The organism is Faecalibacterium sp. I3-3-89, from assembly GCF_023347275.1.
GTDB classification, from domain to species: Bacteria; Bacillota; Clostridia; order Oscillospirales; family Ruminococcaceae; genus Faecalibacterium; species Faecalibacterium butyricigenerans.
In genome coordinates this window covers 1,601,134-1,617,257 of sequence record NZ_CP094468.1, presented here as the reverse complement: position 1 = coordinate 1,617,257, position 16,124 = coordinate 1,601,134, and the positions used below count along the sequence as shown (strand labels likewise).

Below are 16,124 nucleotides of genomic sequence, written 5' to 3'. Positions count from 1 at the left end.
GCGGAATTGCTTACGCCGAAACTTACGCCAAAACTTACGCCAATCACCCGGTAAGTGGCGTAGATTTGCGTAGAAAAGCGTGGATCGTGCAAAAACGGAGAATCTGGAAAAATCGGCTTGTGGCCTTGATAATTCTACAAAAGTCTACGTTTCCGGATATGCGTGATTCGGCTCCAAAAGTGTGGTTTGGAAGGGCGGCATGTACTAAGCCGCAGGCCCATCCCATCCCGATGTCTTTTGAGGCAGGGTCTCTTCGGAGGCCCTGCCTCTTTTGCGTAACAGCCCCCTTTTCTGCCCATACTACGGGGCAGGGAAGGGGGCTGTTTTATGTCGGGCCGGAGGGTGCTTGCGCTGTATGGGGCGCTTCTGCTGGGGTTTGCGGCGGTGGTCTGCCGGTTGTACTGGCTCTGCTCGAACACCGGATACGCAGCGCGGGCATCGGCGCAGAGCGAGGCCGTCCTGCGCCTGCCTGCGGCGCGGGGGAACTTCTACGACTGCGACGGCCTGCCGCTGACGGGGCTTTCGGAGCAGTGGCTGGCCCTCTGCTTCCCGGGGGAGGGCAGTTATGCGCGGCTCTACCCCTACGCGGACGCCGACGGGCAGGCGGTGCTCTACCGGGAGCGGAACGCCTCCCGGCCCTTCCTGCTGGAGGTGGCGCAGGATGTGAGGGGGCTGGGCGTGCGGTGCTATGCTGTGCCCCGGCGGTACGCCGCCGCCCCGCTGGCGGAGCATCTCATCGGCTATCTGGACGGCGAGGGCCGCGGCGCGGCGGGCCTCGAAGCGGCGCTGGACGACATCCTTTCCACCGGCGGGCAGGACATCCTCCGGTGCGCGGTCACGGCGCAGGGGCGTCTGCGGCGGGGCAGTGAGCCGGTGCTGGAAAAGGCACCCGCCGCCGCGCAGGGGGTGCGGCTGACCCTCTCCCGCAGCATCCAGCGGGCCGCAGAGGGGGTGGCGGAAGAGAGCATGGCCGCTGGGTGCATCCTGATCCTGGAGGCCGGCAGCGGCAAGGTGCGGGCCTGCGTCAGCCGGCCCGGCTTCGACCCGGCCCATGTAGGCGAGAGCCTGACGGCCCCGGACAGCCCGCTCCTGAACCGCGCCCTCTCGGCCTATGCGGTCGGCTCGGTGTTCAAGCCGGTGGTGGCGGCTGTGGCGCTGGAAGCCGGGGAGGGGGACTTCGTCCGAGACTGCCCGGGGTATGACAGCCGGAACGGACAGGTCTACCGCTGCGCCGGAAGCGTGCCCCACGGCCTTGTGGGGCTGGACGGCGCGCTGGAAAAGAGCTGCAACGGCTACTTCATCGAGCTGGGGCGGCGTCTCGGGCCGGAGCGAGTCCGGCAGATGGCGGCGGCGCTGGGCTTCGGGAAGGGGCAGGACATCGCGGCGGGGCTGCGGGCCTCGGCGGGCGTCCTGCCCGAGGCGGAGACGCTGGAAAACGAGGGGCAGTTCGCCAACTTCTGCTTCGGGCAGGGGGAGCTTCTGGCGACGCCCTTACAGGCGGCGGGGATGATGAACGCCATCGCGGCGGGCGGCGTCTACCGCACCCCCCTTTTCGTGGAGTGTGTCGTGGACGAGGCCACCGGCGAGGAGCTTGCGCCGCTGGCCCACGGCTCGGCCCGGCGGGTGTTTTCCGAAGAGACGGCAAAGAGGCTGCAAGGCCTGCTGGCGGGCGTCGTGGCGGAGGGGACGGGCCAGCAGGCGGCCCCTGCGGAGGGCACTGCCGCCGGAAAGACCGGTACGGCCCAGACCGGACAGTTCCGGGAGGGCGAGGAGCTGAAAAATTACTGGTTCGCGGGCTTTTACCCGGCGGACAGGCCCCGCTGGACCATCGTGGTGATGCAGGACGCCCAGACCGAGCCGGAGATGTCCAGCGCCGCGGTCTTTGCCCGCCTGTGCGACGCGCTGGCGGCGGGAGAGGACGGGTAATTTTGCGTTTTTGCTTGCTTTTTTGGCCGGGGTATGTTACTATATACTCGTATTTGTATGTTTGTACCCCAAAATTGATAATAAAAGGAGCGTTTTCATCCATGGCAGTCATTGAAATCGTCGGCGGCGTCATCCTGCTCGTCGTCTCGGTCGCCATCTTTGCCCTTACCCTGATGCAGCACACCCACGGTCAGGGTCTGTCCGGTGCCATCAACGGCAGCGCTTACGGCGCAAACAACACCCGTCTGACCCCTGCGGATCAGATGCTGGCGAAAGTGACCCGCGTCGCCGGTGTCGTCTTCTTTGTGGTGGCCATTCTGGCCTGCGTGTTCGCAAGCCGTCTGGCCTGAGTACGCGCCCGCAGCCCCGTGATGAAAGCGGGGCTGTTTTTCTGTTTGTATGGATAAGAGGGAAGAGCCGCGCCCCGGTGGGAGGGCGGGCCAAGGTAGTTAAGGAGAAAGAAAATCTATGTCAATGCGCGATAAGATCGAACACGCGATCCAGAACCAGCCCTGCACCGTCAAGGAGCTGAAGCAGAAGTTCGGCGGCGAGCGCGGCGCAGACCGCAAGGTGATGGAGGCTCTGGACGAGCTGGTGCGGGAGGCCGTCGTCTGCCAGCGTCAGGGCGTGTTTTTCACCGTCCGCTCCGGCCGTGCCGACAAGGCTCTGCTGTGCAAGGTGGTCAAGCTGGGCAAGAACTTTGCCTTCGTCATGCTGGAGGACGGCACCAGCGACATCTTCATCCCCGGCCGCTTTACCAAGGGCGCCATGCCCGGCGATGAGGTGCTGGTGGAGAAATTCGAGCATCCCCGCATGGAGGGCAGCGACGAGGGCACCATCCTCGCCGTCCTGACCGAGAAGAACGATCTGGTGGGCACGGTGCGCCGGGTCGAGGGTCGTCTGCGCTTCGTGCCCGACGACTGCCCGGCCATCACCATGCCGCTGGCCCGGGACTGCGAGGGCGGCGCAAAGGACGGCGACAAGGTGGCCGTCGAGATCCTGAACCGCGGCAACCGGCAGGAGGACCACCGGGTGGGCGTCGCCATGCGTTTCGGCAGCTCCGACGAGGCCAAGCGCTGCGCCAAGGCCCTGCTCTACGCCAAGGACATCCGCACCCGCTTCCCGGATAAGGTCCGGGAGGAGGCCAAGAAGTTCGAGGGGGCAGAGATCTCCGAGAAGGACTGCGAGGGCCGGATGGACCTGCGCGCCCTGCCCATCTTCACCATCGACAGCGCCGAGACCAAGGACATCGACGACGCCGTCAGCCTGACCCGCACCTCTGACGGCGGCTTCGAGCTGGGCGTCCACATCGCCGACGTCTCCAACTACGTCAAGCCCGGCACCGAGCTGGACAACGAGGCCTTCAGCCGCGCCACCAGCGTCTACTACGCCGATCAGGTGGTGCCCATGCTGCCCAAGGCCCTGTCCAACGGCATCTGCAGCCTGAACGAGAACGAGCTGCGTCTGGCCTTCTCCTGCCTGATGCGTCTGGACAAGGACGGCAACCTGACCGATTACCGCTTCGTCAAGTCCATCATCCGCAGCCGGGTCAAGGGCGTCTACGCCGAGATCAACGCCCTGCTGGCCGGGACGGCGGACGCCGAGATCAAGGCGAAGTATGCCGACGTCATCGACCAGCTCCCCGCCATGAAGGAGCTGTACGGCCACCGCGCCCGCCTGCGGAAGGAGCGGGGCTGCATGGACATCGAGAGCGGCGAGGTCAAGCTCATCCTCGACGAGAACGGCCGCTGCATCGACGTCAAGAAGCGCACCTCCGGCGAGAGCGAGAGCATGATCGAGGAGTTCATGCTGCTGGCCAACCAGTGCGCCGCCCACTTTGCCCGGGTCAAGCAGATCCCCTTCGTCTACCGCGTCCACGAGGAGCCGAACGCCGAGAAGCTGGAGCGTCTCCACGCCCTGCTGCAGGCCTGCGGCATCAACGACCACTTCGCCAAGGAGGTGCCCACGCCCAAGGAGCTGAGCGCCATCCTCGAGGGGGTGCGGGGCACGCCGTATGAGCAGATCATCAACACCGGGATGCTGCGCTGTATGTCCAAGGCCTTCTACGAGGAGAAGCCCAAGGGCCACTACGGTCTGGTGCTGAAGGACTACGCCCACTTCACCAGCCCCATCCGCCGCTACCCCGACCTCGCCATCCACCGCATCATGACCGACCTGCTCAAGGGCACCGAGAAGGAGACCATGATCCTCCGCTACACCGACTTTGCAGAGCGCGCCTCCAAGCAGTCCAGCGAGCGGGAGGTCGTCGCCATGCAGATCGAGCGGAAGGCCGAGGACTGCTACAAGGCCGAGTATGCCCGCCGCCATCTGGGCGAGTGCTACGAGGGCACCATCTCCGGCGTGACCCAGCGCGGCCTCTTCATCGAGCTGGACAACGGCGTGGAGGGCTTCGTGCCCGCTTCCAGCCTGACCCCCTCCGGCACCAGCCTCACCGAGGGCGTCCGTCTGACCGACCCCGCCTCCGGCAAGAGCTGGAGCCTCGGCGACAAGATGATGATCACCATCGTCCGCGCCGACGTCAATCTGGGCAAGATCGACTTCGAAGTCGCCCCTGCCGCCAAGAACTGAGGAGGGGAAAACATGAGCATCCGTCATGCAGTCCCTACCGATGTGGACACGCTGGCCGACATCGAAGCGGCATCCTATCCGCCCGCCGAGGGGGCGTCCCGGCAGAGCATCGCCGGGCGGGTGGCCGTCTACCCGGACCATTTCTGGCTGCTGGAGGAGGACGGCGGGGTGAAAGCCTTCGTCAACGGCCTCGTCACCGACCAGCCCGACCTCACCGACGCGATGTACGACGACCCCCATCTCCACACGCCGGAGGGCAGCTGGCAGATGATCTTCAGCGTCGTCACCGCCCCGGCCCATCGGCGGGAGGGCTGTGCGTCCCGTGTTTTGCGGCAGGTCTGTGCCGACGCAAAGGCCGCTGGCCGCAGGGGCGTCGTGCTCACCTGCAAGGAGAGGCTCATCGGCTTCTACGCCCGGTTCGGCTTCGTGGACGAGGGCGTGTCCGCCTCCACCCACGGCGACGTCGTCTGGCATCAGATGCGCCTGACCTTCTGAACCTGTTTCTGTTCCGCCCCCGGTGCGCTGGGGGCGGATTTTTTATGCAAACGGGGCGGTTTGCTGAAAAGTGCGTCAACTGGATGGTTTTGCTTGTTGTCCGCGGCGGGTGCGCAGGGTATACTGTTGCCATAAGGACGGCACAGAGATGTCGAAAAAGCGACCGAAACAGGGAGGTTTCTCTATGTACTATTCCAGTGGCAACTATGAGGCTTTTGCAGCGCCGAAAAAGCCGGAGGGCGTCGATCACAAATCGGCTTATCTCATCGGTTCCGGTCTGGCGGCCCTGACGGCGGCCTGCTATCTGGTGCGGGACGGCCAGATGAAAGGCGGGCATGTGCACGTGTTCGAGAAGGACCCCATCCCCGGCGGGGCCTGCGACGGCTATAAGTACGACGTGGGCTATGTGATGCGGGGCGGCCGCGAGATGGACAACCATTTTGAGGTCATGTGGGACCTGCTGCGCTCCATCCCGTCTCTGGAGACCGAGGGGGCCAGCGTGCTGGACGAGTATTACTGGCTGAACAAGGCCGACCCCAACTACTCCCTCTGCCGCGCGACGGTCAACCGCGGCGAGGACGCCCACACCGACGGCAAGTTCGGCCTGTCCGATAAAGGCGCCATGGAGATCATGAAGCTCTTCTTCACGCCCGACGAGGCGCTGGAGGACAAGAAGATCACCGATTACTTCGATGACGAGGTGCTTGGCTCCAACTTCTGGCTCTACTGGCGGACCATGTTCGCCTTCGAAAACTGGCACAGCGCCCTCGAGATGAAGCTCTACCTCAAGCGCTATATCCACCACATCGGCGGCCTGCCCGACTTCACCGCCCTCCGCTTTACCCGCTACAACCAGTATGAGTCCATCATCCTGCCCATGGTGGCCTACCTGAAGGACCATGGCGTCCAGTTCCACTACGACACCAAGGTGGTGGACGTCCAGTTCAGCCTTGAGCCGGGCAGAAAGCAGGCTGTGGGCGTTACAGTGGACCACAAGGGCGAGGTGACGACCATCGGCCTGACCGAGAACGACCTGCTCTTTATCACCAACGGCGGCTGCGTGGAGAGCTGCACCGTGGGTGCACAAAACAAGGCGGCGGGCTTCGACCCCGCCATCCGGCCGGGCAACGGCTGGGATCTGTGGAAGAAGATCGCGGCGCAGGACCCCGCCTTCGGACACCCGGAAAAGTTCTGCTCGGAGCCGGAGCGGAGCAACTGGGAGAGCGCCACCATCACCACGCTGGACGAGAAGATCCCGCAGTATATCCAGAAGATCTGCAAGCGCGACCCCTTCAGCGGCCGCACCGTCACCGGCGGCATCGTCACCGTGAAGGACTCCAGCTGGCTGCTGAGCTGGACCCTCAACCGCCAGCAGCAGTTCCGCGACCAGCCCCGGAACCAGCTCTGCGTCTGGGTCTACGGCCTGTTCAGCGACAAGCCCGGTGACTACGTCAGGAAGCCCATGCGGGACTGCACCGGCCGGGAGATCTGCATGGAGTGGCTGTACCATCTGGGCGTGCCGGTGGAGGACATCGCCTCGATGGCCGAGAACAGCGCCAACACCGTGCCGGTGATGATGCCCTATATCGACGCCTTCTTCATGCCCCGGGCCAAGGGCGACCGCCCCGACATCGTGCCCGAGGGGGCAGTGAACTTCGCCTTCCTCGGCCAGTTCGCCGAGACGGCCCGGGACACCATCTTCACCACCGAATACTCCATGCGCACCGGCATGGAGGCCGTGTACACCCTGCTGGACATCGACCGGGGCGTGCCGGAGGTCTGGGGCAGCACCTACGACGTCCGTGCTCTGCTCGACGCGACGGTCAAGCTGCGGGACGGCAGGAAGCTCACGGACATGGAGCTGCCCCTTATGGGCCGCATCGCCCTGAAGGAAGCGCTGAAAAAGATCGAGGGCACCGACCTCGAAAAGCTCCTGCGCCGCTACAACGCCATCTGAGCACGGCTCATTTTCAGAACGATATTCCTCCCGAACACAGAAGACCGGATGCTGCACGCCTGAGGCAGGAAGCAGCGCCCGGTCTTTTGTGCTGATTTGCGCGAGATTTCATAAAAAGTCGTACCCATAAAGGAGATTATTGTACAGGATGACCAGATTTGGGCTTGCCCTTTCGGCGGTTCTGTGGTAAGCTTAGAGCAAAGAGTGCGGCACGGCAGAAGAGAGGCTGTGCCGCCAAAGGTCCGGAACATAAAGGAGGTCATTTCTCGTGAAACACTTTATTTCTCGCCGCAATTTCCTGAAGGCCGCCGGTGTCACCGCCGCTGCCTCGGCCATGGCCGCTGCCGTCCCGCAGGCTTCTGCCGGCTGGCTGACGGGCAAGGACGCCGCCGTCACCATCCTGTACACCAACGACGTACACACCTACATTGATAACAAGTCCCCCAAGCTGACCTATGCCGCCATCGCCGCCCTGAAGCAGGGCTATGTCGATGAGGGCAAGCCCGTCCTGCTGGTGGACGCAGGCGACCACATTCAGGGCACCGCCTACGGCTCGATGGACGACGGCGCGACCATCATCGAGCTGATGAACGAGGCGGGCTACGATGTGGCCACGCCGGGCAACCACGAGTTCGACTACGGCATGGCCCGCGCCAAGGCCGTCATCAAGGAAGCGGACTTCCCCTATGTCTCCTGCAACTGGGTGGACCTGCGCACCGGTCTGCGCGTCCTGCCCGCCGTCAAGCTGTTCCCCGCAGGCGGCAAATGGATCGCATTCGTGGGCATCACCACCCCCGAGTCCTTCACCAAGTCCACCCCGGCCTACTTCATGAACGCCAAGCAGACCAAGTACATCTACGACATTCTGGGCGGTGACGACGGCAAGAAGCTGTACGATGCCGTGCAGAAGGGCATCGACAAGGCCAAGGCACTGGGCGCAGACGTCATCATCGGTCTGGGCCATCTGGGTGTTGACCCCTCCTCCTCTCCGTGGACCAGCGAAGAGGTCATCGCCAACACCACCGGCTTCGACGCCTTCATCGACGGCCACTCCCACACCGTTATGGAGAACAAGCAGGTCTATGACGCTGCCGGTAAGGCCGTCACCCTGACCCAGACCGGCTCCTACCTCGCCAACGTCGGCAAGATGACCCTCGCCGAGGACGGCACCATCACCACCGAGCTGATCTCCACCGCAGACGTCTCCGACGCCGCCGTGGCCGCTACCGCCGCAACGTGGGTCAAGGAAGTGGACGAGATGCTGGGCGAGCAGATCGCCGTCACCGACATCAACTTCTACATCAGCGACCCCGCCACCGGCAAGCGCCGCATCCGCTCGGGCGAGACCAACCTCGGCGACTTTGTGGCCGACGGCATCTACACCTACTTCAACGAGATCGAGCAGCTGGACTGCGACATCGCCATGATGAACGGCGGCGGCATCCGCACCGACGTGAGCGCGGGCGCCTGGTCCTTCAAGACCTGCAAGCAGATCAGCCCCTTCGGCAACGTGGCCTGCCTGATGGCCGTCACCGGCCAGCAGATCCAGGATGCGCTGGAGTTCGGTGCCCGCTTCGTCGGCCCGGAGGGCAAGGAGAACGGCGGCTTCCTGCACGTCGCCGGTGCGACCTATGAGATCCACACCGACATCCCCAACACCGTCCGCACCGACGACAAGAACGTCTGGCAGGGCAGCGCCACCGGCACGCCCCGCGTCCAGAACGTGCGCATCTACGACCGAAAGACCGGCACCTATGAGCCGCTGGATCCGAACCGCACCTACGCGCTGGCCGGCATGAACTACACCCTGCGCAATCTGGGCGACGGCTTCGCCATGTTCGACGGCGCAGAGCTGATCAAGGACTATGTCGCGGAGGACTACCTCGTCATGTCCACCTACGCCATGATCTTTGACGGCGCGACCGAGGGTATGCCGGTTCTGGCAAGCGCCAACAGCCCGCTGGCAAGCTACCCCGGCTACCTGCTGGATTATGAGGATCCGTATGGCGCAGGACGCATTCAGGTCGTCTGAGGGATTTAGAGCGTAGCCCTCTCAGTCACCTTCGGTGACAGCTCCCCCGGCAGCGTCCTAGCCCTCTCCGTCTGCTTCGCAGCCACCTCTCCCATAGGGAGAGGCACTGGCGTGCCGGTGAGGCCCACGCGGGACGAGCAAAGTTTGATTTTATCGTAAACAGTAGTGCCCTGCTACAGAGGGCAGCAGCTTCTAGACAAGAGAACTTTGTCAAGCTGTTGTGAATCTCTGTGGCAGGGCACTATATTTTATGCCATATTGGGCTTTCAGCAGTCAGCGGAAAGCGGCCCGACACGCCAGTGGCTCCCCCTTTGGGGGAGCTGGCGAGCGGAGCGAGACTGAGAGGGCAAGGTCGTTACAGAAAAACAAAAACACAGCGATAGCATCGCTCTGACAAAAGCCGGTGCGTATCGCTGTGTAGATGCTCTTGGAAGACGGGCTTGCCCTCTCCGTCACCTTCGGTGACACCTCTCCCAAAGGGAGAGGCTTTCCTCCTGCGGCGGCTTAACCCTTCGCAAACAACCCCTTCAGCACCAGAGGGGTGATGATGGAGGAGACGACGATGAGGAGGATGACTGCCGTGAAGAAGACGGAGTCCACCACCCCCACGCCGAGGCCCTTCTGGGCCACGATGAGGGCCACCTCGCCGCGGGTCATCATGCCGACGCCCACCTTGAGGGAGTCCGGCCAGCTGAAGCGGCAGACTTTCGCGGCAAGGCCGCAGCCGATGATCTTGGTGATGAGGGCCACCACCACGAAGCAGACGCTGAAGAGCAGGATGGTGGGGGTGAGGCCGCTGATGTCGGTCTTGAGGCCGATGCTGGCGAAGAAGACGGGGGAGAAGAGGGTGTAGCTGCTGATGTCCACCCGGCGCTCGATGTAGGACGCATCCTCAAGGGAGCAGAGCACGATGCCCGCGATGTAAGCGCCCGTGATGTCGGCGATGCCGAAATACTGCTCGGCGATGTAGGCCATCGCAAAGCAGAAGGCAAGGCTGACGATGGTGATGCGCTGGGTGTGGGGGTTGCGATGGTCCAGCCAGAGCATGGCCTTGTGGATGATGAGGCCAATGACGATGGCGGCCGCGAAGAAGAGGATGGTGTCCATCAGCACCTCCACGAGGCTGGTGTCCGAGCCGCCGCTGGCACCCAGCACGCAGGTGAGCACCACGATGCCGATGACGTCATCAATGACGGCGGCGCTGACGATGGTGGTGCCGAGGAAGCTCTTGAGCTTGCCCAGCTCCTGCAGGGTGGCCACGGTGATGGAGACGCTGGTGGCCGTCATGATGGTACCGATGAAGAGGGCACGGTAGAACTCGGTGCTGCCCACCGCCGCAAAGCCGTAGAAGAGGCTGTAGAGCAGGGTGCCGCCCGCCAGAGGCACCGCCACGCCCACGCAGGCGATGAGGGTGGCGATGGGGCCAGCCCGCATCAGCTCCTGCAGGTTGGTGCCGAGGCCGGTGTTGAACATCAGCAGCACGACGCCGATCTCGGCGAAGATGGCGATGGAGTCGCTGGGCTGGACGAGATTCAGCAGACAGGGGCCGATGACGAGGCCCGCGATGATCTCGCCCACCACCTGCGGTGCCCGGCATTTGCGGGCCAGCAGCGCAAAGAACTTGGCGCTGATGAGGATGATGGCGAGGTTCCTGAAGATGGAATACATAGATGATCCTTCCTTTGACGTTAGCAATCGTCCCGCTCCCCGAAGAGGCCCTGCCCCGCGCAGGCGGGCGGAAGGGGAGAAGAACGCTTTTTATTATAGTCCTCCTCTTGCCGGAATGTAAAGGAAAACCGCCTCAGAAACGGCCAAGAATACCATGTAAAGAAGATATGACAGGCATACCGGGAAACCATAAAGAGAATGGCAGGGCGGAATGCGAAAAAAATCGCGCAGAAAAGCTTGACAATTTTCGCTGGGCTTGCTATAATAAGTTGCTGTCTGAACAGACACGCCGCACAGCCTGCGCGACGCCGCGCGGTCTGTGTACCCTTGGCCTCATAACCTTGAGGCCCTTAAGTCCAAAAGGAGGTGCTACAAAATGGCAAAGTACGAAACCATGCTGATTACCAGCGCTGCTCTCGACGAGGAGGCTTCTTCCGCCCTCATCGGCAAGTTCAAGTCCCTGATCGAGGCAAACGGTACCATCGATTCCATCGATGAGTGGGGCAAGCGCCGTCTGGCCTACCCCATCAACGATGAGGAGGAGGGCGTCTACACCGTGATCAACTTCACCGCCGATCCCAGCTTCCCCGCTGAGCTTGACCGTGTGTACAAGATCACTGAGGGCGTTATGCGCAGCCTGATCGTTGCCCACGAGGAGTAATCTTTTCGTGACGAAAAAGGAGTCCGTATTATGTTGAATGTTGTAGCGATCATGGGCCGCCTCGTGGCGGATCCCGAGCTTCGCACCACCCAGAACGGCACCAATGTGTGCAGCTTCCGCATTGCGTGCGACCGCAACTTTGCCCGTCAGGGCGAGCAGCGTCAGGCCGATTTCATCGACATCGTCGCATGGCGCCAGCAGGCAGAGTTCGTCTCCAAGTATTTCCAGAAGGGCAGTCTGATCGCCATCGAAGGCAGTCTCCAGACCCGCCAGTATCAGGACAAGAACGGGAACAACCGCACGGCTGTGGAGGTCGTGGCAAACAACATCAGCTTTGCAGGCCCCAAGAACTCGAATGGCAGCAATCAGGGCGGCAGCAGCTATCAGAATGCTGCGCCGTCCTACCAGAACGCAGCGCCTGCCCGCCCGGCTGCTGTGGAGGCAGCTCCCAGCTACTCCGCCGGAAACGCAGACGACTTCGCCGTCATCGACGACAGCGACGATCTGCCGTTCTGATCCCGAACCGGTGTGAACCGTAAAAATCCAACAGGAGGTAATAAGCAATGGCTTTTGAAAGAACCGAAGGCTCTCGCCCCGCGCGCCCCATCCGCCGCGGCCGCAAGAAGGTTTGCAGCTTCTGTGTCGATCGCATCGACACCATCGATTACAAGGACGTGCCCCGTCTGCGTAAGTACGTTTCTGAGCGTGCAAAGATCATTCCCCGCCGTGTGACCGGCACCTGCGCTTTCCATCAGCGCGCCCTGACCGTGGCCATCAAGCGTGCTCGTCACGTTGCCCTGATGCCCTACGTCAGCGACTAATCTGAACTTATCAACCCAATCAAAATAATCAGCGATCAGCAAAGCGCCCCCGCCGATGACAAGGCAGGGGCGCTTTTTTTGCGGGGCGGCTTGACTTTTCCGCAGAATCGCATATAATAAAGATGTAAAGGTAATTGTAGAGCGATCCATTTCGTCTCACAAAGAAGAAAGAACCCCCTCGGAGCTGGTTCCTCCAAGGGGGTCCTTCTTTTGTTAGTGCTTACGGCCCGAGAACCATCCGTCAAGCCACTTGCAGATGTAGTAAGATGCTACATTCGCTGCGACGGACAGCATAAAGGTAATAAGAATATCCATTTCGCCTCACCCCCTTCCCAATAAAATGGGCGGAGTCAGACCGCAAGACTATTATAACATACGATATGACAAAAAGATACAGCAAAAAAGCGCCCGGCACCTCGTGTGAGATGCCGGACGCTTTCGCTTTCTTTGGTCGCTTACAGCGTCTTGCAGAACTCCTTCAGGTAGGCGCGGAAGGCCTCACCGATCTCGGGGTGCTGCAGGGCCAGCTCCACCTGCGCCTCCACGACCTTGAGCTTGTTGCCCATGTCGTAGTGCTTGCCGGTGAACTCCACCGCCGTCATGCCGCCGTGGCTGCGGGCATACTCGGCCATGGCGTCGGTCAGCTGGATCTCGCCGCCTGCGCCGGGCTTGGTCTGGGCGAGGATGTCGTAGATCTCGGGCGTCAGCAGGACGCGGCCAAGGATGGAGTAGTTGCTGAACTCCTGCCCCTTCTTGGGCTTCTCGATCATGTCGTCCACGAAGAAGTAGTTGTCGTGGATGGGGGTGGTCTTGAGGCTGCAATAGCGGCTCACGTCGGCCCATGGCACGGCAGACACGCCCGCGACCGGGCGGCCGAACTCCTCGTAGGCGCGGATGAGCTGGGCGCAGACCGGGTCCTCGCCCCAGATGACGTCGTCACCGTAGATGACCACGAAGGGGTCGTCGCCGGTGAAGGGCTTGGCCATGCTGACGGCGTGGCCGAGGCCGAGGGTCTGGTGCTGGCGGACGAAGAAGATGTTGGCCAGATTCGAGATGCCGAGGCACTCCTCCAGCATCTTCTCCTTGCCGGGGACGGCCAGCTTTGCTTCCAGCTCGGGGCTGCGGTCGAAGTGGTCCTGAATGATGCCTTGATTCCGGCTCACGATGATGAGGATGTCGGTGATGCCGGAGCGGACGGCCTCCTCCACCAGATACTGGATGGCGGGCTTGTCCACGAGGGGGAGCATCCCCTTGGGCATGGCCTTGGTGGCGGGCAGGACGCGGGTGCCGAGGCCCGCAGCGGGGATGACTGCCTTGGTGACTTTTTTCATGATTCAAACTCCTTCACTATAATCGTCTTACGGCTGGGTGCGATCAGCCGTAAAAAGCGTTGAACAGGGCCTGCAGGTCGGGGCCGAGCAGCAGGGTAAAGAGGCTGCCGCCGACGGTCAGGAGCAGGATGCAGAGAAAGACCGCCCCGAAGCTGACGCCGCCCTGTGCGCGGAGGACAGCCTGCCGCTGGCGGGCGTCGGGGAACTCGGACTGGATGCGGCGGATGCGGCTGGCCGCGCTGCGGCGGTAGAGCCATTTGCCGTACATCCCCCGCACCAGCATCAGCAGGAAGCTGAGAAGGGAGCAGACCCGGGCAAGGACCGTCAGGGCCGAGGCGCTGAGGGCCGGGGCGAAGCTGCTGCCCGAGAGCTGGAGCATCTCGATGAAGGTGGGGGCCGCCAGCAGCATTTCGGCGGCAAGGAAGCCGAAGGCCGGCTTCCACGCCTTGCGGTAGAAGAAATAGAACGGCCCGAACAGCAGCGCCGAGAAGCTCATGGAGATCTTGCTCTTTTGCAGCTGCATCCGGCTGTAGGCCGCCAGATAGGCGGGGGCGGCGGGGCCGATGTAGTCCAGCCAGTCCTGCCGGGCGATGCCGTCCATCCGGGCCTCTTTGCCGAAGGCCTCCTCGAAGAACTCCTTCTCGGGGTCGGCTGCGCCGCCGAACTGGCGGTACATCCGGGAGTAGTCGAAGCTGTCCTCCGTGGTGTCGGAGACAGGGGACGGCTCCTGCTCCTCGGGGGGGAGCACTGCGCCGCAGCAGCGGCATTTTTCTGCATCCCGCAGGGTGCGCTCGCCGCAGGCCGGGCAGGTGCGGAGCTGGCTCTCCTCGTAGGGGAACTTCCACTCGTAACCGGCGGCATGGGCGGGGCGGTGGATGCACTGGCCCAGCTTCTCGTAGCAGGTGCGGTGATAGGGCGCGCCGCAGTCGGGGCAGACCACGATGTCATCCTGAAGGGTGAGCGGCTCGCCGCAGCCCTCACACGGACAGCCATAGTATTTTGGCATAACATCCTCCAATGATTATGGTAGTTATCAGTATTATACACTCAAAAGAGAGAAAAGAAAAGCCAGAAATCTTCAAATTTCCAGCACGATGGCATTTTTTCCTCTTTACTTTATCATGGATTCTGGGTATACTAATGAAGTATCTGTGTATAAACTGTATCTTTTGGGAATAACCGTGTGCTCGGTCAGGCTGTCCTTCGTACAACCTCTCAGACGCTCCGCGCCAGCTCCCCTAGTAGGGGAGCCTCTGGCGAAGAGGTGAGGCTTTACGAAATGCCAAGGCCTCCCCTCGGTAGGGGAGGTGGCACGGCGAAGCCGTGACGGAGAGGTTATCCTAGAGTTTGAGACGAGAGGAATAAAACGATGATCACCACGGACGAACTGAAAGTGCAGCTGGCCGACTACGGCAAGGCTGTGAAAGACCTGGAAGAGGCGCTGGCCATCGACGCCTCCCGCAAGCGCGTGCAGGAGCTGGAGCACACCATGTCCCGCCCCGGCTTCTACGACGACGCGGAGCTGAGCAAGAAAGTCTTCGACGAGGTCGGCGACCTGAAGGGCAAGCTGAACCGCTTCGAGAAGCTGCAGGGCCTCTACGACGACGCCGAGACCATGCTGGTCATGCTGGACGAGGAGTACGACCCCGAGATGGTGCCCGAGGCCGAGGAGGCCGTCAACGCAGTGGGCAAGGCGGTGGACGAGCTGCAGCTGATGACCATGCTGAACGGCGAGTACGACCACAGCAACGCCATCCTGACCTTCCACGCCGGTACCGGCGGCACCGAGGCGCAGGACTGGGCCGAGATGCTCTACCGGATGTACAACAAGTGGGCGCAGGCCCACGGCATGACCGTGGAGGTGCTGGACTATCAGGACGGCGACGAGGCCGGCATGAAGAGCGCCTCCATGATGGTCAAGGGCGCCAACGCCTACGGCCTGCTCAAGAGCGAGAACGGCGTCCACCGTCTGGTGCGCGTCTCGCCCTTCGACGCCAACGCCCGCCGTCAGACCAGCTTTGCCTCGCTGGAGGTCATGCCCGAGCTGGACAACACCATTCAGGTGGACATCCGCCCCGAGGACATCGAGATGCAGGTCTACCGCTCCTCCGGCGCAGGCGGCCAGCACATCAACAAGACCTCCTCCGCCGTCCGACTCATCCATAAGCCCACCGGCATCGTGGTCAGCTGCCAGACCCAGCGCAGCCAGTTCCAGAACCGCGACTACGCCATGGAGATGCTGAAGGCAAAGCTCTACCAGATCGCCAAGCAGCAGCATATGGACAAGATCGACGACATCAAGGGCGTCCAGAACGAGATCGCATGGGGCCACCAGATCCGCTCCTACGTCTTCATGCCCTACACCATGGTCAAGGACCACCGCACCAACTACGAGACCGGCAACGTGGACGCTGTCATGGACGGCGACCTCGACGGCTTCATCTTCGCCTACCTCAAGGCCGCCAGCCGTGGGGAGCTGCAGGATGCATAAGGTCTAAGGACTGGATAAAACAGAAGCACCCATCCTTTCCCGTGAAACGGGAGGGTGGGTGCTTTTTTGCTGAATAACCTCTCCGTCACGGCTGACCGTGAGCCGGAGCGAAGATAACCTCTCCGTCAATGCTTCGCATTGCCACCTCCCCTA

The 16,124-nt window shown here is 62.4% G+C and carries 13 protein-coding genes; 10 read left to right on the top strand and 3 right to left on the bottom strand.

The window, feature by feature from the left end; genetic code table 11:
• Window positions 1-327 precede the first annotated feature (327 nt).
• From MTP38_RS07515 to MTP38_RS07490, 6 genes are all read left to right on the top strand, one after another.
• Complete coding sequence (locus MTP38_RS07515; RefSeq protein ID WP_249233155.1) at window positions 328-1,926, top strand: peptidoglycan D,D-transpeptidase FtsI family protein; 1,599 nt, start codon at window positions 328-330, stop codon at window positions 1,924-1,926.
• A 101-nt stretch (window positions 1,927-2,027) separates the two neighbouring features.
• Entirely contained in the window at window positions 2,028-2,276 is a 249-nt protein-coding gene (secG, locus tag MTP38_RS07510) for a preprotein translocase subunit SecG (protein WP_249233154.1), read from the top strand.
• A gap of 118 nt (window positions 2,277-2,394) precedes the next feature.
• On the top strand, window positions 2,395-4,515 hold the full coding sequence (gene rnr, locus MTP38_RS07505) for a ribonuclease R (RefSeq protein WP_249233153.1): 2,121 nt from the start codon (window positions 2,395-2,397) through the stop codon (window positions 4,513-4,515).
• 12 nt (window positions 4,516-4,527) lie between these two features.
• Window positions 4,528-5,010 carry a GNAT family N-acetyltransferase gene (locus tag MTP38_RS07500; protein ID WP_249233152.1) on the top strand — a complete coding sequence of 161 codons (483 nt, stop codon included), beginning with the start codon at window positions 4,528-4,530 and terminating at the stop codon, window positions 5,008-5,010.
• A gap of 184 nt (window positions 5,011-5,194) precedes the next feature.
• On the top strand, window positions 5,195-6,967 hold the full coding sequence (locus MTP38_RS07495) for an oleate hydratase (RefSeq protein WP_249233151.1): 1,773 nt from the start codon (window positions 5,195-5,197) through the stop codon (window positions 6,965-6,967).
• A 268-nt stretch (window positions 6,968-7,235) separates the two neighbouring features.
• Window positions 7,236-8,999 (top strand): bifunctional metallophosphatase/5'-nucleotidase, encoded by a 1,764-nt coding sequence (locus MTP38_RS07490; RefSeq protein ID WP_249233150.1) that lies wholly within the window; start codon window positions 7,236-7,238, stop codon window positions 8,997-8,999.
• A 504-nt stretch (window positions 9,000-9,503) separates the two neighbouring features.
• Here the strand turns inward: MTP38_RS07490 and MTP38_RS07485 are convergent.
• Window positions 9,504-10,667, bottom strand: coding sequence for a cation:proton antiporter (locus MTP38_RS07485; RefSeq protein WP_249233149.1), 1,164 nt, complete (start codon window positions 10,665-10,667; stop codon window positions 9,504-9,506).
• Window positions 10,668-11,043: 376 nt separating this feature from the next.
• On the opposite strand from MTP38_RS07485, the gene rpsF reads away from it, so the two are divergent.
• Genes rpsF through rpsR form a run of 3 tightly spaced genes read left to right on the top strand, consistent with a single transcriptional unit; the run spans window position 11,044 to window position 12,149 of the window.
• A complete protein-coding gene (rpsF, locus tag MTP38_RS07480; RefSeq protein WP_015563883.1) occupies window positions 11,044-11,328 on the top strand; it encodes a 30S ribosomal protein S6 in 285 nt (94 codons plus the stop codon).
• A gap of 30 nt (window positions 11,329-11,358) precedes the next feature.
• Entirely contained in the window at window positions 11,359-11,844 is a 486-nt protein-coding gene (locus tag MTP38_RS07475) for a single-stranded DNA-binding protein (protein WP_227620734.1), read from the top strand.
• Between the two features lie 47 nt (window positions 11,845-11,891).
• Window positions 11,892-12,149, top strand: coding sequence for a 30S ribosomal protein S18 (gene rpsR, locus MTP38_RS07470; RefSeq protein ID WP_227620735.1), 258 nt, complete (start codon window positions 11,892-11,894; stop codon window positions 12,147-12,149).
• Window positions 12,150-12,604: 455 nt separating this feature from the next.
• On the opposite strand, the gene MTP38_RS07465 is transcribed toward rpsR, so the two are convergent.
• Window positions 12,605-13,480: a UTP--glucose-1-phosphate uridylyltransferase gene (locus MTP38_RS07465; RefSeq protein ID WP_227620736.1), complete on the bottom strand. Its 876-nt coding sequence runs from the start codon at window positions 13,478-13,480 to the stop codon at window positions 12,605-12,607.
• Between the two features lie 43 nt (window positions 13,481-13,523).
• Entirely contained in the window at window positions 13,524-14,486 is a 963-nt protein-coding gene (locus tag MTP38_RS07460; protein ID WP_249233148.1) for an RING finger protein, read from the bottom strand.
• A gap of 363 nt (window positions 14,487-14,849) precedes the next feature.
• Here MTP38_RS07460 and prfB point away from each other — a divergent pair, with 363 nt between their 5' ends.
• On the top strand, window positions 14,850-15,971 hold the full coding sequence (prfB, locus tag MTP38_RS07455) for a peptide chain release factor 2 (protein WP_249233147.1): 1,122 nt from the start codon (window positions 14,850-14,852) through the stop codon (window positions 15,969-15,971).
• The last annotated feature ends 153 nt before the right edge of the window (window positions 15,972-16,124 follow it).